The sequence below is a fragment of the Pseudobacter sp. genome (assembly GCF_051955275.1).
Taxonomy (GTDB): domain Bacteria; phylum Bacteroidota; class Bacteroidia; order Chitinophagales; family Chitinophagaceae; genus Pseudobacter.
The window spans coordinates 32,027-55,078 of record NZ_JBQCGW010000292.1 but is presented as its reverse complement, the minus strand read 5'-3'; the positions used below and the strand labels follow the sequence as shown (position 1 = coordinate 55,078).

The following is a 23,052-nucleotide window of genomic DNA, read 5'->3' as shown; positions in this document are numbered from 1 at the left end:
TTTAGTGGAAAGGGATGGCGCTCAATTTTGCGTAATTTTAAAGAGCATGCAGGCAGATATCCATACACTGTATCAATCTGACTTTTACCGCATCCTCGACTTCAGATGCCGGTGCACGGATTGCAACACCTCCAAACCGGAGTATACCGATACTTTCGGGATCAGCTTTGTGCGAAAAGGAAATTTCCTGTTCAATGTTTTCCGTCATTCACTGGATTCTTACAATGGGTGTGTGCTGATCACAAAGCCGAAGTTCGAGCGAACTGTCACCCATGCGCATGCAGTACCTGATGAGTGCACCATATTTGAATTCCGGAAGGATTTTTATCCTTTGATTGGAGAACAGTATAAACGCAGTCGTTTCTTTTCTGATGAGGACTGGCATTCTACGCTGATCCGCACAAACGCCGGTACTGAGCTCTTGCATTATATTATCTGGGAATTGGCCACATCCCGCAAGGGAAACAAATTGCAGATCGATAACCTGGTACTGGAGATCATGGACAAAGTGTTGGGTGAGGTAACGGATTATCATCCTGATCCGGCAATCAATACGAAAATGAAGAAGAACCACCTGCTTACGATCGAGCGGGCCAAAGAATACATCACCTCAAATTTCACTGCTGATATCTCCCTGATGGATCTGGCTGCTTACTGTTATGTGAGCCCATTCCATTTCAGCAGGATCTTTAAGGCCTTCACACGGGTGCCACCACATCAGTTTCTGGCAGATATCCGCCTGCAGCATGCAGCCTTGCTGCTACGAACATCAGATCTTCCGGTGGCAGATATTGCATTCAGTTCCGGCTTCAATAGCATCGAATACTTCAATGGTGCATTCCGCAAGAAATACAACTGTGCACCCGGAATTTTCCGGATGCAGGATGTACGGCTTCCAATAATTAGCAAGATTTCTTAAGTGCTTGCCTGGGGCGGATTCTAGCTTTGCTCAAAATCATCTCATTATGAAAGAGCAATTATTGAATCTGGTAGTAACCTCCAGGAAATACACGCTTGACGTGGCTGAAGCCATGCCTGCAGATAAATATGATACCACACCTGTTGAAGGTATCTGGACCTTCAAAGAGTTACTGCATCATATGGCTTATGGCATCGAGTGGTGGGGAGCTAATTTTGTGCAAGGCAAAGAAACAGCCTGGGAACCCACTGCTCTGAGCAAGGATAAGAAGGCTGTGTTTGCTTATTTGGAGAAAGCGTATGACGGGTTGGAAAAGAGTATTAAAGAACTGCCGCTTGATGAAAGCGTGGTAAGAGGCGTACATGCAACCCTGGATCATGTGACGCATCACAGGGGGCAGGCAGTGCTGCATTTGCGGGGGCAGGGGGAAGAGGTGCCGGAGTATGTGTATTGAAGATAGTTATGGGTTTGTTTTATGGAAACTCCATCGGGAACGGTGGAGTTTCTATAAAAGAAGATTCTGCATGAGTTCATGTAAGTTCGTTCCAAAGGGAAGAGCATACTTATTCCCTTTGTTGTATTTTTTTAACTTTGTTACATCCCATTTGCAGTTTACAAATTCGGTTTCCAATTCATCTTCAATTTCAAATACCAAATAGAAACTTTGACTTGGTGTTGAAGGGTAGTCTCTTTCTAATAAATTTCTTTTACTAAAAATTCTGCCACCTATGGGTTTCAGCTTAAAGAAGTTTATAGAATATTGCTCAGATTTATTATGAAGCAGCAAGTATTTTGCATTTATAATAGACTGATCAATATATAAAGAATTTTGTTTGGTTACGATTCTTGTATTGTAAAGCTTGCTTTTGCAAATCCATTGTAAATGCTCTTGACTTTTATAATAGCCAATTAATACAAGCGTTTCTTGTGGGAGTAAAGTTCTGTTATTTTTAATTGCTTCTGGAAAGACGAAATTGGAGGGCGCTGAAGGATGGTTCTTATACGTTTGATATGTTGTCAATGACATTTTTTCCCTTTGCGATGTTCTATTAAGAAGCAATTCAACTACAGCATTTAAGAAGTCTTCAAACTCATTAATCCCGCTATTGTTGTGAGAAGGCCTAACGGCAAACGCGCCTAAGCCTGGTAGGACTTCATGAAAACCTTTAAGAATATTGTTTTGAGTGCCTGGGTATAATACATATGCACCAGCAGTCCTCCGAATTGCATCCTTGTATGCGTGCATCTTAATAATGTCGGTACTTTTTAATTTGCTATCTTTTGTTTTTTTCTTAGTGATTTCATTCTCATTCTCATCATCTTCTCTATGATCTGACAAGTATTCTGCCTTATATTTTGCATCAAAATGAACATGAACAATAAGCTCGTCTCTTTCAGCCTCTTCGCTTGTTAGTCCTTTTGGCCATAAACTTAATGTGAAATCAGGCCTAAGCTCTGTTGTCCAGCTTCCTGGATCTGGGTAGGATTTCCCTTTCGAAAAAGGGCGATTGTAGCTCAATTGCACTTGCAACTTTCGCGAAAACGATTCACATGCTGTATTAATAGCAAAATGGTCTCTTCTTTTTAGTTTTAGATTTAATCCATCATTAGTTGATTCGAACAGTTGCTCAATGTTTACTGTAGATAATTTAAATACTTTAGTTACAGATTTTATTAACTGGAAGAAAAGCCAATATTCGTAAAGGGTAGCTACATCTTTCTTGCCTGCATCGTATACATCATCACCTCCTGACCAGCAAAGTTGTGATGCAACCTCAAACATGATCCAAACTCTAAGAACTTCTCGATATCCGTCTTTTCGTTGCAAGATTTGGCTATTATATGGGATTGAATGCAAAATGCCAACATCTTTGAAAATGGGATGGCTTAAATATTGAATCAACCTGTCTTGCAATGATACTACTTCAAGTAAGTGAGGAGGGGTGTTGTCCAGGTTAGAGCGAAATAGTGTACATGTGTCCAAAAAATGTGTAAGGGCGTATTTAATAAATCGGTTTTCTGCCGTGTCGACACTTTGCGTCTTATCAAAAGATGAAACCTTTGTTCGGCTATCATTTTTTGATAAATGATATTGACGGAGCTGTTTTTGATTTAAGCGCTTCAGCTTTATTACTTCTGTAAAAATTTCTTCAGTATCCCATTTTTCAACTGGAGATCGAACAATCCTAGACATAGCATTATCAAATTCTTCAGATGATATTAGGCTCTTAATAAACGAGAATCTTTGATAAATTGTTTGTTGACCTCTTTTGTGATCCGGAGTGAATTTTTGCGATACAGGAATACTATGTTGCATTATTAGTTCAGTGCAATATTCTGCAATGTCCAACAACATGAATCGATAGTCTGTTCTGTAATCAGTTTTTACAGATTGAATTTCGATTTGAAGAGTCCCCGCTATTTCAGAGGTTTCTAGACTAAGTAAATGTAAGGTTAAAGTCCCTACATAATTTCCAGGCTCTAAAGTTCCTGTTCCATGATTTAGAGTAGAAGGCCTAACTATTTTACTAGTTGATATTAATTTAAATTCTACTTCATGCCGATATTCATATAATTGACCTTCTTTTATTTGAAATGGTGCTTCGCCATTTTCCTTTGCAGCACCAACTGATAATACTTCAATTGACGCGTTTGCTGATTTAGGAGCTAATTCAAGCAAAGTTGATTTTCCTCCAGGCAAATCAACAGGTATTTGAAAGGTTTTACGCTTCTGCATAACTACAAAAACTATTCGCAATCAATGATTGATACATTCGTTGTGCTTTCTCAAGCGCTATTTTATATTTCACTTTTTCAGGTCGAGGAGCTGGAATAGGCGCTTTTAAATAATCATCAACAGCTTCATCGTCTACTAAACAGAGTTGTATTAAGTTCTTTAAAGGTCCTTCTAGTTTTCTTCGAGAACCATGTACTCTTGGGAGTAGTTTTTGCATAATAATCGAATCCATTATTTCATGTTCTTTCCAATTTCCGATAAAGGAAGTTGCCCGTTCATAAAGTTGAATTTCATGAGCACTTCGATATCCAAATTCTGCCCCTGCTTCTTGTAATACTTCAAAGAACTTCAACAAGTCTGATTTTAAGTCTTTGCTGAGTATAGATTGAATATTTGTCTTTCGAGTTAATTCGATGAACTCCTCCGCCATATTAGCACCTTTACCTTCTAACTTTTTTATGTCTGCTACTGAGTTTCTACTAAGAAAGTGCCCCATGTCTGCTTTAGATATCCTAAACTCAATAACTGAAGATCTATCAAGAACTTTTGGGCTAAACATGTATGTTGTTTCGTCAATATTTACTGTGCCAATGATAAATAAGTTCGATGGAAGATAGAACGCGCTAGGTATTGTTCCTCCATTCCATGATTCCTTATCTGGATGAAGTTTAATCTGTTCTCCTGACTCCATACAGCTTAGAAAATCGGCAAAATATCTTTCAACGTGACTTAAGTTCATTTCATCCAGAATCAAGAAGTAAGGTTTGTCTGGATTTTCTAATGCTGAAAATATGAGGTTTAGTGCCCCACTTTCCGGGAAAATGTACTTATTTTTCTCTAACATATTTGGAAATCCAAGTAGGGGTTCTCTGTTCGTCCAGTCTGCTCCAACAGCCACCATGCAAATCTGATCTCTTTCTCTAGCTATCCATTTACTAAATGCCAGAGCGAGCTTTGTCTTCCCTGAACCAGATAAGCCTGTTAATATTACAAACGGCTTTGCCACTAATGAACTAATGAATCGTCTTATTACAAGCTCAGGAAATAAAAGGCCTGCATCGTTCAAGTGTGATACAAAGTCATTATAATTAAACTTTTCCCTCGGGAGTGAGTGCTTTAGTTCCACTTTAATTGTATTAACGGGCTGCTGAGCCAAGGTTGATTTATACAACTCAAGAATACGCTGCAAGTCTATGTCAACTTTCGATTTGTTTAGCCCAAAGTTTGGTTTGCTAGGATCTATGTTATAGGAAGCAAAGTAATAGGAACTTCCATACCTTTTAGGCTTGGTAGAAGAATAGTTCTCATTAAAGTAGCCTTCAATTGTTTGTGTGGATACATTCCACTGGTTTAATGGCATGTTTGTTTCACTTACACCAAAGGCTAGGATTAGAATTTGCTGTTCTTTATAATATAAATAGACAGGATAAATCCCGGTAGAAACCTTTTGGTTTTTGCCAAGGAAAGCAATCCATGGTATGGTGGCCTGGTTACCTTGCCCAAAACTAGTTTCTATTTTGAACCCTTGATAGTCATCAGAGAAATCCTTCTTTTTTAAATTAGTAGGATCATTTTGAACTCTGGAAACGAATGATGTCAATAATGGGTAAATACTTTTCTTGGGGACAATCTGAAAGCCGGATTTTTGTAGAAGTTTGAAACAGGGAGTGTTATTTCCGCCAGGAAATGTATTTCTGTCAAGTTCAAAGCCATTTGCAGGAATGTTAGCGTAAGAAACAATTAATTTAGGTGGGTAGGCTTTGCCGTTATGGATAACATCATAAAATAAAGACTCTGCGTTTGCTGGAATGCCTTCTTTATCTATCTTATCAATAGCGAAAAGAAGGTTGTCTTTGGTAAGGTTTTTTGGTAATGCCATGATAAATGAAAGGTATTATTAAAGATAATAAACCTGAAGTTAATCGAATGGCAAATGTGGATTTGTATGTCAAATTAATGGGACAAAAGTTTGCTCCCATCAATTAAACTTTACTAGTTCTTTTTTGCAATCACAAATAAATATTCTGCAAAAAAGTAGTACTTACATGCTTCTCTGCTCTGCTTTTGTGCTATTCAAACTCAGGAACACAAAAGTAGAATGTGCACTGCTTGTAGATTTCCATACACTCCGATTTCCCTACTTAAAAACTCATAACCGCATTAACAAGCGTATGCCCAAACTTTTGCTTGAAAGCCCTACTAAATGTGACGGACTTTCAAATCCCGACTCAAAAGCTGCATCTGCAACCGTCCTGGACTTATTGGTGAACAAATGACGGGCATGGGTTTAACCATCTTTCAGCAGCCACTTATCCTGAGTAGTTTGATTTATCTCAATGATGTCGCGCTTGAAAGCTGACAGGCTGCGGGCGCAGAGTTTTTCATAATCTTCCAGCTTGAGGGTAAAACAGAAATTCTCTTCCATTTCGGGCTGAGACATAACCAACGGCTCATGCCTGAGGGAGCAAAGCCAAATCAGCAATTCTTCATTAGCAGGATTCTCTGCTATCAATAATAGCGGCTTGCGAAACTTCAATTCAAGTAGGATAAGGTCCGGTTTGTAGGTATCCCTGAAATAAGGCATCATGGAAAGAAAAAATGCTTCTGCAGCATCACAGTTGATCACAAGCATCACGGGAGCGATCCTGACAGATGGCTTCAATGACCCTACAGTCCATCGTTCCAGGGATTCGCAAATAAACTAGTCGGGCAAAAGATGATCATGAAACAGGAGTCGCTTTCTATGAATTGCTCTACAATACAGGCTACCTTTCTTACAAAAGCTGAATCTCACTGTTTGAGATCGTAAGACCCGTTGGGTGTATGCCAGATCTTCCTGCCTTCCAGCACATAAATTACATAGTTGTAATCGCTCCAGATATCCTGTAGCCTTGTTTATAAGCGGACAGCTGAACATAGTACCAATGCCTCTCCACAATGGAACTGACAACGGGTTGGGTCGTACTTGATTATGAAGTGAAAATTATACAAGAGCAGGCGGGATGAAGCTCAAAAATTGGATTTTGTCCAAATATGATAAATACCACTAATTGGTAGTTAAGATGAAATTAATGGTTACTACAACATTATAAGAATGCCATACAGCGCAAGGCCTAAAATGTGGCTATTCTGTACATTATGAATAGATTGAGAGCTCACTTAATTTATCAAAAAATCCTTTCGATTAGCCAGAATTGACAATCATCAAATATGAAATACCTTCATGAGAATAGTTATCCAATATCGATCAGCCGGGATGATTCAATAATTTCAAGGATCAAACACAAAATATGCCTACCCTCCATCAACTTAAACCTTTCCGCCTTTTCTATATAATACTACTACTCGTTTTGTTTTCAGCAAAAGAATCCCAGGCCCAGGAACTACTTATCGATACCACAAAGATCCCCCAACACCCCCGCTTGTTGCTGCTCAAAGGTGAAGAGCAACAGATCAAAGCCAGCATCCAAACAAGCAAGGAGTGGAAATCTGTGCATGATGTAATCTTGTCTGAGTGCGATAGTATCCTTACAAAACCTCCGGTTGAACGCACTATGATCGGCAGAAGATTATTGCAGGTCAGTCGCGAAGCACTGCGCCGCAATTTCTTTCTCTCGTACGCCTACCGCATGACCGGCCAGAAAAAATATTTCAAACGCTGTGAAGAAGAACTGCTAGCTGTTTGCCATTTCAATAACTGGAATCCAGATCACTTCCTGGACGTGGCCGAAATGACAATGGCCGTTGCCATAGGGTACGACTGGCTTTACCAGGACTTACCTTCCACCTCCAGAACTCTTATCAGCAAAGCCATCCTGGAAAAAGGCATCAACCCTTCCCTGGATAAGAAATACAATGGATGGCTGCGTAGCACCAATAACTGGAACCAGGTGTGCAATACAGGTATCAGTTTCGGGGCACTGGCTATATATGAAGATCAGCCGGTACTGGCAAAGGAACTATTGGCCAGAGCCATCGGAAGCATTGTAACACCCATGAAAGAATACGCTCCTGCCGGCAATTACAAAGAGGGATACAGCTACTGGGGATATGGCACATCATTCAATGTGTTTTTCAATAACGCCATCGAAAAAATATTCAAAGATGATTTCGGATTGAACAGTCAGCCTGGTTTTATGGAAACCGCCGCTTTCTACCAACATCTGACCGGCCAGTCGGGACAGCCATTCAATTACTCCGATGCCGGTAATATCGAAGGATTGCAGCCAGCTATGTTCTGGTTTGCCGATAAGCTCAATGATCCGTCACTGCTGTATGTGGAGAAAGGATACCTGCAGGATGGCAAGCTCAATGTGAGATCTAACCGCCTGCTTCCTGCAGCACTGATCTGGGGAAAGAATATCAAAGTAGAAAAGATTAAAATACCATCACAAAAAACATGGGCAGCAAAAGCAGACAACCAGGTTGTGATGATGCGGACCAGCTGGAATAAGAACGAGGGTATCTATATTGGTTTCAAAGGAGGTTCACCTTCATATAGTCATGGCCATATGGATGCTGGTTCTTTTGTACTTGATATTGGCCAGGCCCGTTTCTCTGCTGACCTGGGCATGCAGAATTACAACTCACTCGAATCAGCAGGTCTTGGTATCTGGGATATGAGCCAGGGATCGCAACGATGGGGCGTTTTCCGCTACTCCAATTATTCTCACAGCACGCTGACTGTCAACGGTCATCTGCAATATGTAAAAGGAAAATCTGAACTACTTCGTTTTTCTGATGATTCAGTGAATATGCGTGCAGTGCTTGATCTCACAGATGTGTACAGACAGGACCTGAAGCAGGCGCGCAGAGGCATTTCCATCATCAACAAACAATATGCAACAGTCCGGGATGAATTGGAAACAGGCGACAGCACCTGCGTGATCCGGTGGACAATGCTTACTCCTGCTACGGTAGTAGCTATCGATGGCAATCAGGCACAGCTGACCAATAAAGGACAAAAATTATTGCTCCGTGTAGAAGGGATTCCCGGCGCAAAAATCCAGACCTGGAGCACGGAGCCTCGTCATAGTTATGACGCCGCAAACCCTGGCACCACTCTTATCGGATTTGAGATCACTGTACCGGCAAATACCAGGATTGCTTACAATGTGATCCTTGTTCCCGGCGAAAACATTTCACCGAAAACTGCTGACCTGAAAGAACTGGATAAATGGTGAGTCAGCCTCATTACTGACCAACAAAGGCGCCGGGCTGATAACCGTTTAACCTGTACACATAAAAATACCTGTCCAGGCTGCCACTCCTGAAACCAGAGAGGGTTACAGGTTCCGAAACAGATTTAAATGATCGGATAATTTCATCCGGAACAGGGTCGTTGAAATTAGAGATCGTTATATAGTACGCATCTTCGCCTTCTTTTAATTGCGGAAGTTTTGCATTGAGCCATGCAAAGTGATGAATATCATTCACGTTACCCACCGCTTTTACATGCATGCCCAGAGGTCTCGCTACATAAAAATCCAGGTGGGCAGCAGGAAACCAGTAATTGCTGAAAATAAAACGGGTGTTGAAATTGTCTCTCTTCCTGAACGCACTGAATTGTTTTCCGAAACTGGCCCAGCCACTCATATCCAGGGTTATATCATGTTTGCCATAATCAGGCACGGTCTTTTTCCCCAGGGTGCCTGGCCAGTAGTTGATGATAGCCGTTGCCAGGATCAGCGCGCCTGCACATAAAGTCACAGAGGCTTTGAGTAGTCGCTGGGTTTTCAGAAACGGTTCCTCGCTCAGCCACCAGGCCGTAACCAGGATCAGCGTTGTATAGGCAGGGCCACTCCAGTGAGGAAGCGTGTCGTTGAACAGGGAAAGGAAAAGAACAGTGCCGATCAATGGCAATCCCAGCCATAACACCAGGGCCAAAGATGCCGGCTGTTTGCGGATCGCGAACAGAGAAATGACCAGCAATACAACATTCACTGGATTGTTGTAAGCAAATGAGCCGAGCAGCTCCCTGAGAAAACTATCGAACTGAAAATGCCGGATCATGATCCTGCTTCCATGATAATCCACTGTGCTCATTTTGGCATTGAGGGTCCAGAGCACTGATGGGATCAGCATCGCAGCAGTGATCAGGACAGCGATATAAAGAAATGGACTTTTGAGCAAGGCTCTTTTGCGAAAGAGAATATAGGCGCCAAAACCCAGCCAACAGAAGATTCCATGCACTTTGCTCAGGATGCAGAGGCCGATGGAAACTCCCAGTAAAAGCAGTAAAATATTGATCTCCTTTTTTGAAACAGACCGGTTTATCCGGAGCATCAGGAATAAACTCAGCATCCAGAAAACCATCTGCGGAGAATCAGGCAGGATCAGCATCCCGGCTATAACGCTGCTGAAAAAAGAACCTGTGAAGAGAACAGCTGCTATCCAGCCGGTACGTTCATTTTTCAGCGTCTTCCCTGACAGGAAGATCAGCCAGGTACTGATGGTGGATCCAATGATGGAGGCCATCCGGATGAATATCTCCTGGTTCCATTGTAACCCTGCGGTGAAGAAGCGGATGCAAACAGCCACCATGGGAGGATGATCAAAATAATTCCATTGGAGGTCTTTGGCGTAGGTCCAGTAATACACTTCATCATTGTTCAGTTCCACCATCCCGCCCAGGATAGAACGTACAACAGTACTCAGCACAATAAGAATGATCGTATAATTTCTATAATCCGATTGCAGCTGGTTGTTCATATACGGTTGCTGTAGATTTTCTGGCAGCCTTTATACGTGTAAGGTACAAATTGAAAAAATATTCCACTATAATAGATGAAGTAACTCCGGTAATGATTCCTGCAATCACGTCTTCCAGGAAATGTTGTCCCAGGTAGATCCGCGAATAACCAACCAGCGCTGCAGCCCAGAAACTGATGATGCAAACCGGTGTCTTATTGGTATTGAACGAAAGTATGGCCGCTACTGCAAAAGCAGTAGTGGTATGACCTGAAGGGAAGCTGGCGTAACCGCCATGGGTAACGCCTTCGATAAAATGGCGGTAGAAATTTTCTGTAAAGAAGGTTTTAGGTCTGGGGGCATGGAAAAGTTCCTTGAGAATTTGTACTGCCAGTCCGGATAACAGGAAAGTAGCCAGTACTTTCAATGCAAGACTTCTTTTCTTACTCAAAAAATAACCAACCACTAATATCAGTACAACAATACCATCTCCAAGATTGGTGTAATGAGTGAACAACCAGTCCAGTTCAGGACAATGGAAGAAGTTGGCAGCAACAAACGAAGTAGTTTTTGTGAAGCAGCAAACGATCAGGATGAGCGGGCAGACCAGGATCAGTGCATGATGCTTAAAAAGATTACCAGGATTGTTGAACATACGGGTTGGAATTGCGCCAAAATTATCCTGGTAATGCTAACTGAATTTTACGGTACTGTTACGGGATTGATAACAATGGAAAGCCATTCTAGTGCTTTTTGCGTTTCTTTGCAGAAATCCCGGTTTATGTCAGACAGTATCATTAAAGTTGGAGAATATAATACCCTTAAAGTTGCCCGTGCGTTCGAGTTCGGTATGTACCTGGGGGATGGGAAAGACGTGGTGCTGCTGCCCAAACGCTTCATCCCTGCCGGCCTGGAAGTGGGAGATAAAGTAAAAGTATTCGTTTACCACGATTCTGAAGACCGCCTGATAGCCACCACGCAACAACCCAAAGGCGTTGTTGGGGATATCGTGAACCTGCAGGTGGTGTCAGTAACGCCGCATGGCGCATTCATGGACTGGGGACTGATGAAGGATATCTTCGTTCCCAAATCAAAACAGATCACAGGCATGCGGGTTGGTGGCAATTACCTGGTGAAGATCTACCTGGATGAACAGACTGGCCGCGTTGCGGCCACTGAAAAGATCGAGCATTTCCTTTCCAATGATCATATTACGCTGAAAGAGCTGGACCAGGTGGACCTGGTGGTGTATCGCCGCACAGATATCGGCTATGTGGTGATCATCAATAATCAACACACCGGCGTACTCCATTTCAGTGATATTTTCCGCGAGATCACTGTGGGCGATCAGTTGAAAGGGTATATCAAGAATATCCGGGAAGAGAACCTCATAGATGTAGCTACAGGAAAGCCCGGCTATCAGCGAGTGGAAGATGAAACCGAAAAAGTAATGAGGCTGCTCCAGGAGAATAACGGATACCTGCCTTATAACGATAAATCAAACCCCGACGATATCTACAGCTTCTTTGCCATGAGCAAGAAGACCTTCAAAATGACTACCGGCAATCTGTACAAAGCCAGGAAGATCACCTTCACGCAGACAGGCATCAAGCTGGTTGAGGAATAGCAGCGTAGTTACTCAGCATTCTTACATGCCGGATCCATTTTACCTGCTGGCCCAGACTATCCAGGTCACAAACCAGTTCTTTGCGGCCCAGTTCGCTGAGAGACTTATGCCTGGTAACCGTTTTCAACTGTTGTAAAGACATCCAGCCCATTGCGTTCAGTGCATGGATCCTGATCAGGTAGTTACTTCTGTTCTGAACAGGATAAGGCATCGCTGATACCTGCTCATTGATAGAAGCAACCTCGTTGAGAAAAAGCTTTTCAATTTTTGAATAGTCGGGATAAAGATTTGGGATTGTATAAAGCCCATTCTGATTGTCTTTCCACACATCAAACAGGTCATTGATCAACTGCATCAGACCTGAGATAGGATACAGCACGCGTTGTATGGCATCGTCCGGATAATGTTCCAGTATTGAACAGAAAAGCAGGATACTGAAATAACTCTTGTTGTACGTGATCTGCATCAACTCTTCTTCACCGGTTGTTTTGTCAAATTGCTTCAGGGATTGCTGTTCCCAGTACAGGCCCTGTTGCAGGTTGTCGATGAAGTATTGTTTATGCGGCGTCAGAGCCAGCAGCTGCAGGTATAGTTGTTTTACTACCAGGTCAACCTTATTGATTGGGTTGTAGTTTTCCGGGTCAGATACCAATGACTCTATCCGGTGATATTCGAGGATATTATTGTCGAAGAGGTCATCAAACAATGGCAGGAAGATGCTAAGAAGGAGCATGCTCCGCTCTTCCCTGTCGTTGGTTTTGTGTCCTGTCAACTGGTATAAATTATGGCTGACGAGGTTTACTGCCAGCTGATAATATTTGACAAGCCTTTGAATTTCTTTGGAAGAAAAGCTGAACTCCTCTGGTGGAACGATGGTGGCAAGTATACGTGGAATTTCCTGGTTACAGTATTTTTCCTGCTGCTTCATCTGAGCATGCAGGCTGAGCAGGTGACGGGCAACACGGAACAGGCCGATAGACGGGCGTTCTGGTGGAAATGATGAGTGTGCTGCATTGTCGCCTGCATTCATTGACACTGGGCTTAGGGAATGCTAAAGTAAGCAAATCGATCAATGATGACTGAAGTATCCGCGGAACTTTCTTTGAGAAGGAAAGCCTTGCACAAACCAGCGTGATCAAAGGTGCAGCGGAGGAAGACAGTGTACTGGTTTGTATTCCGGTGAACCTGATGGAAGAATGGATGGTGAAATTCCCCAGCTGGAAGAAATGTGTAATGACAACCATATGGCTGGAAAACCATCAAGCCATACCTGCGGGTAGTGGCTCAGCCGGCAAAATAGTTTAATATCGGGGTAGCGTATACTAAGGTTGCGAAAGCGGCCTTTTTTCATGTCCGGACTTCAGCGAAGAGCTGCGGCTAATAATTAAAACCTGATTGAAAGTTCTTATCTTCCATGATCAGTCCTACCCTCCGCATGATCCGCAACCCGTCAGCAGATTCCAGTCTTTCCTTATCTACAAAACCAAACCGGTAATGAAAAGATTATTATTACTGTTTATTTCAGGCAACCTGGTTGCAGGCTCCTATGGGCAACAGGAAGTTCCTTTCTTAGGACAGATCACCTGGCAGAATGGTTATGCACAGGAACTGTCCGGCGAAAACATCAGCTATTTCTCTGCACTGCCCAATTATGCGAATATTTCATTGCTCACAAGGTCAACAGATGGGAAAAAGACGATTGAATGGAAAACAGCTGATGTGCCGGCAGGTTATTCTGAACCCTATGTGTATTTCGCCTGGGTAGCATCTCACAGTACCGGCACCAACAGGGGCATGGAGAGCAGGTTTGATCTGTATGTAAACGATGAAAAACTTCTTACATTCACTGCCCTCCCTGATAATAAACAAATGACCTGGAAATTTGACGGCCCCGACAGCTCCGCCCTGGTATTCCAACATAAAAAAAGCGATGCTGTACAGGATGCTCATGGCATCGCTTACTTGCGGCTCCCTATTAAAATGGTGACCCCGGGACAGCCGGTAAAACTAAAGGTGACCGGCCATGCACAAGGTAATAATAACTGGTACATGACCTTCAAATTCCCTTACAAAGAAATGGCGCAGGTTGAGGTGCAGCCATTTATTCTGAAAGACGGAAGGGCTTCGATATCCTTGGTTGCGTTGCATTTCGGTAAGAATGCCAATCTGAATGTGAAGCTGAATAATAAAGAAAATTTATCCTTTCCTGTGCAGGATGGCATGAACCGGTTTGATATTCCTGTGAGCAATCCGCAAAAGCGTGATAGTGTGCTGGTTTCAGTTGCCCTGGAAAATGAATTGTTGGTAGAAAGATTTGTGCAGATAGAACCGGTAAAACCAAGGGTGCTTCATTTCATACATCATTCCCACACTGATATCGGGTATTCCCATCTGCAGCCGGAAGTGGCACGGATCCATAATAAAAATATTGATGATGCGCTTGCAATGATCGAGGCAACAAAAGATCTGCCGCCGGATGCCCGCTTCAAATGGAATGTAGAGTCTATATGGGCAGTGGATAATTATCTGCGGGAAGCAAGCCCTGCTCAGCAGAAAAAATTCGTGAAAGCAGTGAAAGATGGAAATATCTGCCTTTCTGCTTTGTATGCAAATCTGCTCACGGGACTCAGTGAGCCGGAAGAACTGTTCAACTACATTTTTTACGCAAAGGAGTTATCGGAAAAATATGGATTTACATTCAGGAGCGCCATGATATCCGATGTGCCCGGTAGCAGCTGGTCCATTGTAACTGCTCTGGCATTGAGCGGCATTAAATATTATTCCAGTGGACCGAACTATATCGGTGCCCATCATCCTTACCTGGGTGACCGCGTTGGTCATTTCGTGCGCACCTGGGGTGATAAGCCAGTCTGGTGGAAATCTCCATCCGGAAAAGAGAAAATATTATTCTGGACCGGAGGAAGAGGATATTCGTCCTGGCACGGGACAGCACCCGGAGCTGTATTTGATAACGGACCGGGAAAGATTGCCGCTTATCTGCGGGACCTCGATAAAAGCGGATATCCTTATGATATGGTGCAATGGAGATACAACGTGGTAGCGGATAACGGGCCGGTAGATACGGCCATTTCAAGATTTGTGGATGAGTGGAATCAACGGTACTCCTCTCCCCGGATAGTGCTAAATACTACCGACAGGTTGTTTGAAGAATTTGAAAAGAAATATGGGAGTGTGATCCCGGAAGTGAAAGGTGATATCACTCCATATTGGGAGGATGGCGCTTACTCAACAGCGGACGAAGAAGGAAAGAACCGGACCGCGAGTTTGCAGCTGCAACAATTGACTACCCTGTACGCAATGCTGAACCCCGCATTGTACGACCGTAAACTGTTTGACAGCGCCTGGAAAAGCATTATCCTCTTTCATGAACATACCTGGGGAGCTCATAACAGTATTTCAGAGCCCGATATCTCCTTTGTTACGGAACAATGGAAGATCAAGAAACAATTTGGAAAAGAAGCTGAGCAAATGGTTGGAACGCTGAAGCAGTCTTTGTTGCAACCTTTAATGGATGAGGCTTCCAGCCGCATCGCTGTATTTAATACCCTTTCGTTTAACAGGTCCGGCCTGGTAACTATCATCAATGGTGCAGGGTTCCACGGGATCAAAGATCCGGTAGGCAAAGTACTTCCCTTGCAGGAGCTAAGCGATGGCAGAAAAATTTTTATGGCAAACGATATTCCCGCCTTCGGCACAATGATTTATACACTTACCAAAGAAAAGCCCGGTACCGGTAAGAATCCGTTTTCAATAACCGATAGCTCTGTATCCAATGGAAAAATCTCCCTGGTCTGGGATAAAAACAATGGCAGTGTCATTTCATTTCGAAGGAACGATCCGTTCAATTATGCCGGTAGTTTTAATGGTCAGGGTATGAACAGTTACTGGTATGTTCCTGGAATGGATCCCGCAGCGGCTTTGACTAATAAGGGTTGTACTGTAAAAGCCATAGAGCGTGGCCCGGTGATGACGGTCATACATTTTGAATCGGAAGCTCCTGGCGCTAATAAATTGGAAAAAAACCTGCGCCTCTATGCCGGAAGTAATATTGTGGAGATAGAAAATATTGTTGATAAGAAACCCGTGCGGGAAAAAGAGGGATTGCATTTCGGGTTTCCATTTCATAGATCTTTTAGTGATATAAGACTGGATGCGGGCTATGGGATTATGAAATATTCCGAAGATTACCTGCAGGGATCCAATATGGATTACCTCTATGGAAGAAGGTGGCTGGATGCGAGCGCTGCAAAAAAAGGCATTCAATGGATGCTGCTGGAAACGCCGCTGGTGGAAGCAGATAGTATGATCGATGAAAGGAGGATTTTGCAGGGAAGCCATAAGGTATGGAAATCATCAAGGCCCGAAAGCACCAACTGGTTCAGTTATGCGATGAACAATTACTGGCATACTAATTACAAAGCAGACCAGGAAGGCTTGGCCACGTTCAGGTATGCATTGAGAGCGCACGATGGTTTTGATGGGGCAGCAAGTGAGAAGGCCGCAGCAGGATTCACGCAACCTCTACTGGCTGTTCCGGTAAAGAAGGAATTCAGGTTGGCTGGCAGTTTGTTTACATTGACCAATGAGCAAGTGGTGGTTACAAGTGTAAAGCCGGTTGGAAAGAATAAGTTTCTCATCCGGGTGTATAACCCGTCGGATAAAGCCGCGTCATTTAGTTTTAAATGGAATAGGATAAAGCCTGAAAAAATTCTCGCAGTGAGAACGGCAGTTACATTACCACCAACACAAACGATTCTGATTGCGGGGATGGAGGTAATGGAGCTCGAAGTAACTATTACTCATTAAGTGGAAGTTCCATTTCATTTTGCAGTGCCCAGTCGCTCGCGTCCCGCGAGTGACTTCTATTTAGTCGTCTCCCGGCGACAAGGCGTTCGCCAGAGGCGAACCAATATTGGTAACTCGCGGGGATTCGAGCGACTGGCACCCTGAGTAAATAAAAAATCCGCATCGGCCAGATGCGGATTTTTTATAAATATGTTCGGTATCCTTATTCTGCTATCAACACTTTTACGCCTGTCTTCTCAATTTTATTCACTGTTTCCCTACTCACTTCTCCATCTGTAATAATATAATCTATCTGATCCAGGTTACAGATCTTGCCCAGTCCCCTGCGATCAAACTTGGAGCTGTCTGCCAGCACCACAACTGTCTGGGCGAGGCGGATCATCTTCTGATTCAGGCTTGCTTCCACAATATTGGTAATGGTGAGGCCATGTTCCAGGTCGATCCCGTCCACACCAATAAATAGCACTCCGCAGGAAAGTTCATCCAGGACCTTCTCTGCAAATGAACCAGCTGTTGAGGAAGAGCTCTGGTGCACCAGGCCACCCAGTTGAAGGATCTCCACATTGGGGCGGCCGATCAGTTCAATGGCTACTTTCAGAGCAGGGGTGATCACAATGATCCTTTTGGCTGGCTGCAGCTGGCGGGCCAGCTCAAATACGGTAGTGCCGGAGGCGATGATGATGGAATCATTCTGCCCGATCAGGCCCATGGCGGCCTTCGCGATCTTCTTCTTTTCATCGGCTTTGATGAACTCTTTCTCGTCTATGGGACGCTCGATGGCGTAAGGATTATTAATGGAACCTCCGCCCCGGGTGCGGAAAAGGAGCTTTTTCTCTTCCAACAGCTTCAGGTCTTTCCGGATAGTTACCCCGCTCACCTGCATTTCATCCATAAGTTGAGGGATGGAGACCTGACCCTTCTCCGCGAGCTTTTTAAGGATAAACTGGTGCCTGTCTGTTATCGTTTTCATTGAATAAAGTTATGTTTCACAAAATTGCCAATATTTCCTAATATTTTCAAAGTCTTGCAAAGAGTTTACGATTTGATAAAAAATATCCCCCCTAACCCCGCTTATAAAACTTTAAAAAGCTTTCTTTTTATTTAAATTTGTTTAATAAAGTTTAAATTGGTTACATTTGGTTTACAATGATGCCCCTTCTGAAAGCAAATATCGGCTTTTAGGGGCTAATAATAACCACGATTGCTCTTTTCCATGTCCAGATTCATAACGATTTGTTTACTGACGGGTAATGTTATGTTTAATTTTTGATCATTCTTTTGCAAAAAATTAATTCTTTTTACCTGAAATGAAACAAAATTAAAGGGAGTTGATGGCTCATGGAAAAAATTAGTAAGCTCAAAAAACTAAAAGCTGGTATGAAAAAAAATCTCCGCTTTGCTATTACTCAGCAGCAAAGCACCCCCCGGAAATTAACCGGCAGCTGGATTCTCAGCCTTGTTTGGCTCCTGCTTCTCGCCGTGCCCGCTGCAGCACAGACCAAAAAAATCACCGGAAAGATCACCGATGAGAATAACAAACCCCTAGAAGGTGTAAGCATCAGCGTGAAGTCTGCCCAGACAGGCGCTACCAGCAACGCAGAGGGTACTTATTCCATCACCGTTCCCGGTAATGCAGAAGTACTGGTCTTTTCAAACGTTGGCTTTGCCGAAAAACAAGTGACCATCGCCGGCAACTCCGTTATCAATGTCACGCTTCAGAAAGATGTGGCAGGGCTTAACGAAGTGGTGGTTGTAGGCTACGGTACTCAAAAGAAAGCCAATCTTACAGGGTCCGTTTCCGTTATCGGCAGCAGCCAGCTCGAGAGACGACCCAACCCTTCCACCTCAAACGCCCTGCAAGGTCTTGCCCCAGGCGTAACCGTTACCTCGCAAACCGGTTCTCCCGGTGGAGACGGCGCCCAGATCCGCATCAGGGGTATCAATTCCTTCGGAGGATCCAGCAGCAACCCGCTGGTGATCATCGACGGAGTTGCAGGAAATATGGATGATGTAGATGTAAACCTTATAGAATCCATATCCGTATTGAAAGATGCGGCTTCTTCCGCTATCTATGGTTCCAGGGCCGCCAACGGGGTTATCCTGGTAACTACCAAAAGAGGAAAAGATAAATTGTCTGTTAACTACAGGGGATTTGTTGGCAAACAAACACCAACCGCCATTCCCAAAGTAACTGACGGCTTGACCTACATGCGCGTGTTCAACGACGCCAGCATGAACGATAACAATACCAAGATCTACAGTGATGCCGACATCGAAAACTTCAGGCAGAAATATGAAGCCGATCCCGGTAACTACAACTGGCAGGATGCTATCCTGGACGGAAGCGGCCTCATGCAGAACCACTTCATCTCTTTATCTGCCAACAGCGGCATCGTTCGTGTAACTCCCTCCCTCAGCTACACCGATCAGGAGGGTATCATCAGGAACACAAATTTCAAAAGGTATATATTCCGTAATAACCTGGATATTACCCCCAGCAAGAAATTCAACATCAAGGCTGATATCGCAGTGACCAACAGGAACAGAAGACAGATCGCCGATGAAGGCACCATCTGGAACTATCTCGGAAGGATGCCAACGAATATCCCTATCCGGAATGCCGGCAAATGGTCCGACGGTTGGGTAAAGATCAATCCCGTAGGTTATATCGAAGATGGCGGTAACAGAAAAACCAATAACCTGGAGTTCTATGGTAACCTGAGCCTCAATTTCAAACCAGTGGACTGGCTCTCACTTACCGGTATGTTCGCTCCCCGCTATCTTACTACCAATACCCATACTTTCAGGAAAAGTGTAATGACCTATTATGAAGATGGATCAGAAGCAGGTGCGGGTAACACCTTCACTGAACTGACCGAATCCGGATACAGGTACTTCTACGGCACCTACCAATTCCAGGCAACAGCACAGAAGAGCTTCGGCGATCATAACTTCAGCCTGATGGGTGGTACATCCAAGGAAACCTATGATGAAAAACTCCTGTCTGGTTACAGAAGGGATTTCGTTTACGATAACTATGAACAATTGACTGCCGGTGCAGACAATGCTACCAAAGACAATAACGGATTACAAAACCAGTGGATCCTGATCTCTGCATTCGGCAGGTTCAACTATGACTTCGCTGGCAAATACCTCTTTGAAGCAAACATGCGGTACGACGGTACTTCCCGCTTTACCGGCGACAACCGCTGGGCTGCATTCCCTTCTTTCTCTGCAGGCTGGCTGATCTCCAGGGAGAATTTCTGGGATAAGTTCAGTCCTGTTGTAAATATGCTGAAAGTAAGAGCTTCATGGGGTAAACTGGGTAACCAGAATATCGGTAACTCTTATTATCCTTTTGCTGAAGCTTTATCGCTGAGCAGCGTTTCCATGGGTGGAAATATTTACCAGATGATCACGCAGACCACGCTTTCCAACCCCAATCTCCGTTGGGAAGAAACAGAAATGAAAGGCATCGGTGTGGATGCCAACCTCTGGAACAAACTCTCCCTGACCTTCGATTATTATGATAAAAGAACAGACGGTATCCTGCTCAAGCTGAATACTTCACAGCTTACCGGTCTGGCTTCTCCTTACCAGAATGCTGCTGTTGTGTCCAATAAAGGCTGGGAAGCTTCTGCAAGGTATGATGACAAGATCGGCGACTTCCAGTTCGGTATCGGTTTCAATATCTCCGATGTAAAGAATAAGATCCTCGATATGAAAGGACAGACTTCCGGCGATCTGCTGCGTCAGCAGGAAGGATATTCCATCAACTCTATTTATGGATATCTCGCAGACGGACTGTACCAGAACCAGGATGAGATCAGCAAAGGACCTGTACAGATCGGAACACTGAAACCCGGTGACGTACGCTACAGGGACATCGCAGGCGCCACTGATGCAAATGGCAAAGCAATCCCCGATGGAAAAATTACCGATGCAGATAAAGTGATCATCGGAAGCACCATCCCTCGATACACGTATGCAGCCAACCTGGACTTTGGCTGGAAAGGTTTCCGCCTGAGCGGTTTCCTGCAAGGTGTTGGCAAAGTGGATGGCTACCTGAACTCCCACTATGTTATTCCTGCTGCAAACTCCAGCTCTATCAAACCATGGCAACTGGATTACTGGACGCCGGAAAATACAGATGCCAAACTGCCACGTGTATCTGTAACTTCTACCAACAATACACAGAACTCTACCCTTTGGATGAGAAGTGCATCTTACCTGCGGTTGAAGAATGTGCAACTGGGTTATGAAATTCCCCAGACAGTCCTGAAGAAAGTGGGATTGCAGAAAGCATTCATCTATGTAAACGGCACGAACCTTTTCACGCAGACCAAATTCTACGACGGATATGATCCTGAGATCAACTTTGATGCAGGTGCATCAGACGGCGTGTCTTTAGGTGGTGGCAACTACTATCCACAGGTTAAAGTATTCACATTTGGTATCGATATTAAATTCTAAAAAGATGAAACGCTTTAATAATATATCTAAAATTGCGGCGGTAACAATTGGGGCAATTATGGCCCTGACTTCCTGCAAACCGGACCTGATCTCTCTGAATGGCCCGTCTACAGGCGCTTTCCCGGCTAATGCAAAAGAAGCTGAAATGGGATTGTTCGGCGCCTATCAGAATATAAGCAAACTGGATGCCGCCAGTACTCCGATATGGCATGTAATGGATAATCTCACGGATATCGGTTATGCAAGGCCCGGCACCAACTATACATCTCCTATTACCAGCGCCATCACAACAGATAATGCGCTGACCAATAAACCATGGCAGATCCATTATCAAACCATCGCACGTGTTCACACTGTGCTGGATAACCTGGAGAAGCTGCGGGCCACTATGACAGACGCTGCATATAAACAACTTGATGCTGAACTCCGCTTTGTACGCGCCTATTGTTATTCTCAGCTGATAGAATTATACGGCGCAGTTCCTTTACTCAAGCATGGCGTAGATCTCAGCAACGCCAATGTGCCAAGATCTCCCAAGGCCGAAGTTGAGCAATTCCTGCTGGATGAATTAACAGCCATCGCGGATAATCTTCCCCCATCACAGGCGCAGTTCGGAAATGTAAGAGCCTCAAAAGTGGCTGCCTACATGCTGAAGGCGAGGGTGGCCCTCTATGCAAAGAAATACAAAGAAGCGGCTGTTGCGGCCAATACGGCTATCACTTTGTCTAATGGCCAGCATGATCTCACTCCTTTTAACGCCTCTATTGATCATGTAGGAAAAGATCATACCGCGGGAGAGCCTGAAGTAAGCAATATCTTCGGACATACAGGTTTTAAAACCAGCAAGGAATGGATCTGGGTAGCTGAATACAATATGACCATCCCGGGCAATACCCATAATCAACAGTACTATTCTGCTTCACGTTTGGGTAAAGGTGTTTGTTACTGGGGACCAACACAGGACCTGATCAATACTTTCCAGGCGAAAGACGGATTGCCGATTACTCAGTCCCCGCTTTACGATGCATCCAAACCTTTTGAGAACCGCGATCCCAGACTGGATATGTATTGCGCACGTCCACATGCACGTTATGTAGGATACCAGTTTGAACCTGCCACCAGTTTTTCAACTGTGAAGAACTACTGGCCGGTGATCAACGGTACTTCTCCAACAGCACCTTCTGTTGCCAATGCCGATGCCACCAACGCATTCAGGTCTTTCAGTGGTTACCTCTGGCGTAAACCGATCGACCTGGCTGATTTTGCTTCCACTTCTGTAAGCGGTGTGTCAGATCTGAATGTGGGTATCTTCCGTTTTGCCGAGCTCCTGCTGATCTACGCAGAAGCTAAGATCGAAGACAATGACATCGACAATACTGTATATGAAGCCATCAACAAGATCCGCCGCCGCGCGAAAATGCCCGAACTGCCAACTGCGCTCACACAGGCAGAGCTGCGTACCGCCCTGCGTTACGAGCGTAAGGTGGAGCTGGCGAATGATGGCCTGAGATGGTATGATCTCCGCCGTTGGGATATTGCCAAAACAGTAATGAACGGTTACATCTATCTGAACAGAGACGCCAAAGCCTGGACTAAAGAAGTGCTCACCGGTTTTGATGAGAACTATACCCCTATCTACAATCATGCAGAAGCCATTAAATATTTCACTACACAACAAGTAATATTCAAAGTGAAGAAAGATGAGCTCTGGCCTGTTCCGAAATCTGAAAGGGATGCCAACAAAAGCCTGGATCAGAACGATGGATATTAAGAACTAGT

General features: G+C 44.1%; 15 protein-coding genes. 8 read left to right on the top strand and 7 right to left on the bottom strand.

The features are described 5' to 3' along the window. The first annotated feature begins 46 nt into the window (after positions 1-46). Both ACTHMC_RS25415 and ACTHMC_RS25410 read left to right on the top strand, forming a co-directional pair. Entirely contained in the window at positions 47-919 is an 873-nt protein-coding gene (locus ACTHMC_RS25415) for a helix-turn-helix transcriptional regulator (RefSeq protein WP_440417600.1), read from the top strand. 46 nt (positions 920-965) lie between these two features. Continuing rightward, positions 966-1,373: a DinB family protein gene (locus ACTHMC_RS25410; protein WP_440417599.1), complete on the top strand. Its 408-nt coding sequence runs from the start codon at positions 966-968 to the stop codon at positions 1,371-1,373. Positions 1,374-1,424: 51 nt separating this feature from the next. On the opposite strand, the gene ACTHMC_RS25405 is transcribed toward ACTHMC_RS25410, so the two are convergent. The 3 genes from ACTHMC_RS25405 to ACTHMC_RS25395 all read right to left on the bottom strand — a co-directional run bounded on the left by ACTHMC_RS25405 (position 1,425) and on the right by ACTHMC_RS25395 (position 6,243). Further along, on the bottom strand, positions 1,425-3,656 hold the full coding sequence (locus ACTHMC_RS25405; RefSeq protein WP_440417598.1) for a DUF2357 domain-containing protein: 2,232 nt from the start codon (positions 3,654-3,656) through the stop codon (positions 1,425-1,427). Then, positions 3,643-5,535, bottom strand: coding sequence for an MrcB family domain-containing protein (locus ACTHMC_RS25400; protein ID WP_440417597.1), 1,893 nt, complete (start codon positions 5,533-5,535; stop codon positions 3,643-3,645). Before ACTHMC_RS25400 ends, ACTHMC_RS25405 begins: the two co-directional genes overlap by 14 nt. A 408-nt stretch (positions 5,536-5,943) precedes the next feature. Next, a complete protein-coding gene (locus ACTHMC_RS25395) occupies positions 5,944-6,243 on the bottom strand; it encodes a hypothetical protein (RefSeq protein WP_440417595.1) in 300 nt (99 codons plus the stop codon). A 703-nt stretch (positions 6,244-6,946) separates the two neighbouring features. Between ACTHMC_RS25395 and ACTHMC_RS25390 the strand changes: the two genes are divergently transcribed. Next, the gene (locus tag ACTHMC_RS25390; protein WP_440417593.1) at positions 6,947-8,839 is read left to right on the top strand and encodes a heparinase II/III domain-containing protein; all 1,893 of its coding nucleotides are present in this window, start codon (positions 6,947-6,949) and stop codon (positions 8,837-8,839) included. Positions 8,840-8,849: 10 nt separating this feature from the next. Here ACTHMC_RS25390 and ACTHMC_RS25385 read toward each other — a convergent pair whose 3' ends face one another. Both ACTHMC_RS25385 and ACTHMC_RS25380 read right to left on the bottom strand, forming a co-directional pair. Further along, on the bottom strand, positions 8,850-10,367 hold the full coding sequence (locus ACTHMC_RS25385; RefSeq protein WP_440417591.1) for an ArnT family glycosyltransferase: 1,518 nt from the start codon (positions 10,365-10,367) through the stop codon (positions 8,850-8,852). Beyond that, positions 10,339-11,001, bottom strand: coding sequence for a phosphatase PAP2 family protein (locus ACTHMC_RS25380; protein ID WP_440417589.1), 663 nt, complete (start codon positions 10,999-11,001; stop codon positions 10,339-10,341). Before ACTHMC_RS25380 ends, ACTHMC_RS25385 begins: the two co-directional genes overlap by 29 nt. Before the next feature lie 126 nt (positions 11,002-11,127). On the opposite strand from ACTHMC_RS25380, the gene ACTHMC_RS25375 reads away from it, so the two are divergent. Then, positions 11,128-11,973 carry a CvfB family protein gene (locus tag ACTHMC_RS25375; RefSeq protein ID WP_440417587.1) on the top strand — a complete coding sequence of 282 codons (846 nt, stop codon included), beginning with the start codon at positions 11,128-11,130 and terminating at the stop codon, positions 11,971-11,973. Here the strand turns inward: ACTHMC_RS25375 and ACTHMC_RS25370 are convergent. Next, a complete protein-coding gene (locus ACTHMC_RS25370) occupies positions 11,954-13,003 on the bottom strand; it encodes a class 1 isoprenoid biosynthesis enzyme (protein ID WP_440417586.1) in 1,050 nt (349 codons plus the stop codon). The genes ACTHMC_RS25375 and ACTHMC_RS25370 overlap by 20 nt on opposite strands. Before the next feature lie 101 nt (positions 13,004-13,104). Here ACTHMC_RS25370 and ACTHMC_RS25365 point away from each other — a divergent pair, with 101 nt between their 5' ends. Both ACTHMC_RS25365 and ACTHMC_RS25360 read left to right on the top strand, forming a co-directional pair. After that, positions 13,105-13,278 (top strand): hypothetical protein, encoded by a 174-nt coding sequence (locus ACTHMC_RS25365; RefSeq protein WP_440417584.1) that lies wholly within the window; start codon positions 13,105-13,107, stop codon positions 13,276-13,278. Between the two features lie 189 nt (positions 13,279-13,467). After that, on the top strand, positions 13,468-16,800 hold the full coding sequence (locus ACTHMC_RS25360; protein ID WP_440417582.1) for a glycoside hydrolase family 38 C-terminal domain-containing protein: 3,333 nt from the start codon (positions 13,468-13,470) through the stop codon (positions 16,798-16,800). A gap of 202 nt (positions 16,801-17,002) precedes the next feature. Here ACTHMC_RS25360 and ACTHMC_RS25355 read toward each other — a convergent pair whose 3' ends face one another. Beyond that, on the bottom strand, positions 17,003-17,770 hold the full coding sequence (locus ACTHMC_RS25355; protein ID WP_440417580.1) for a DeoR/GlpR family DNA-binding transcription regulator: 768 nt from the start codon (positions 17,768-17,770) through the stop codon (positions 17,003-17,005). Positions 17,771-18,177: 407 nt separating this feature from the next. Here ACTHMC_RS25355 and ACTHMC_RS25350 point away from each other — a divergent pair, with 407 nt between their 5' ends. Next, the gene (locus ACTHMC_RS25350) at positions 18,178-21,273 is read left to right on the top strand and encodes a SusC/RagA family TonB-linked outer membrane protein (RefSeq protein WP_440417578.1); all 3,096 of its coding nucleotides are present in this window, start codon (positions 18,178-18,180) and stop codon (positions 21,271-21,273) included. 58 nt (positions 21,274-21,331) lie between these two features. Continuing rightward, the gene (locus tag ACTHMC_RS25345; protein WP_440417577.1) at positions 21,332-23,044 is read left to right on the top strand and encodes a RagB/SusD family nutrient uptake outer membrane protein; all 1,713 of its coding nucleotides are present in this window, start codon (positions 21,332-21,334) and stop codon (positions 23,042-23,044) included. The last annotated feature ends 8 nt before the right edge of the window (positions 23,045-23,052 follow it).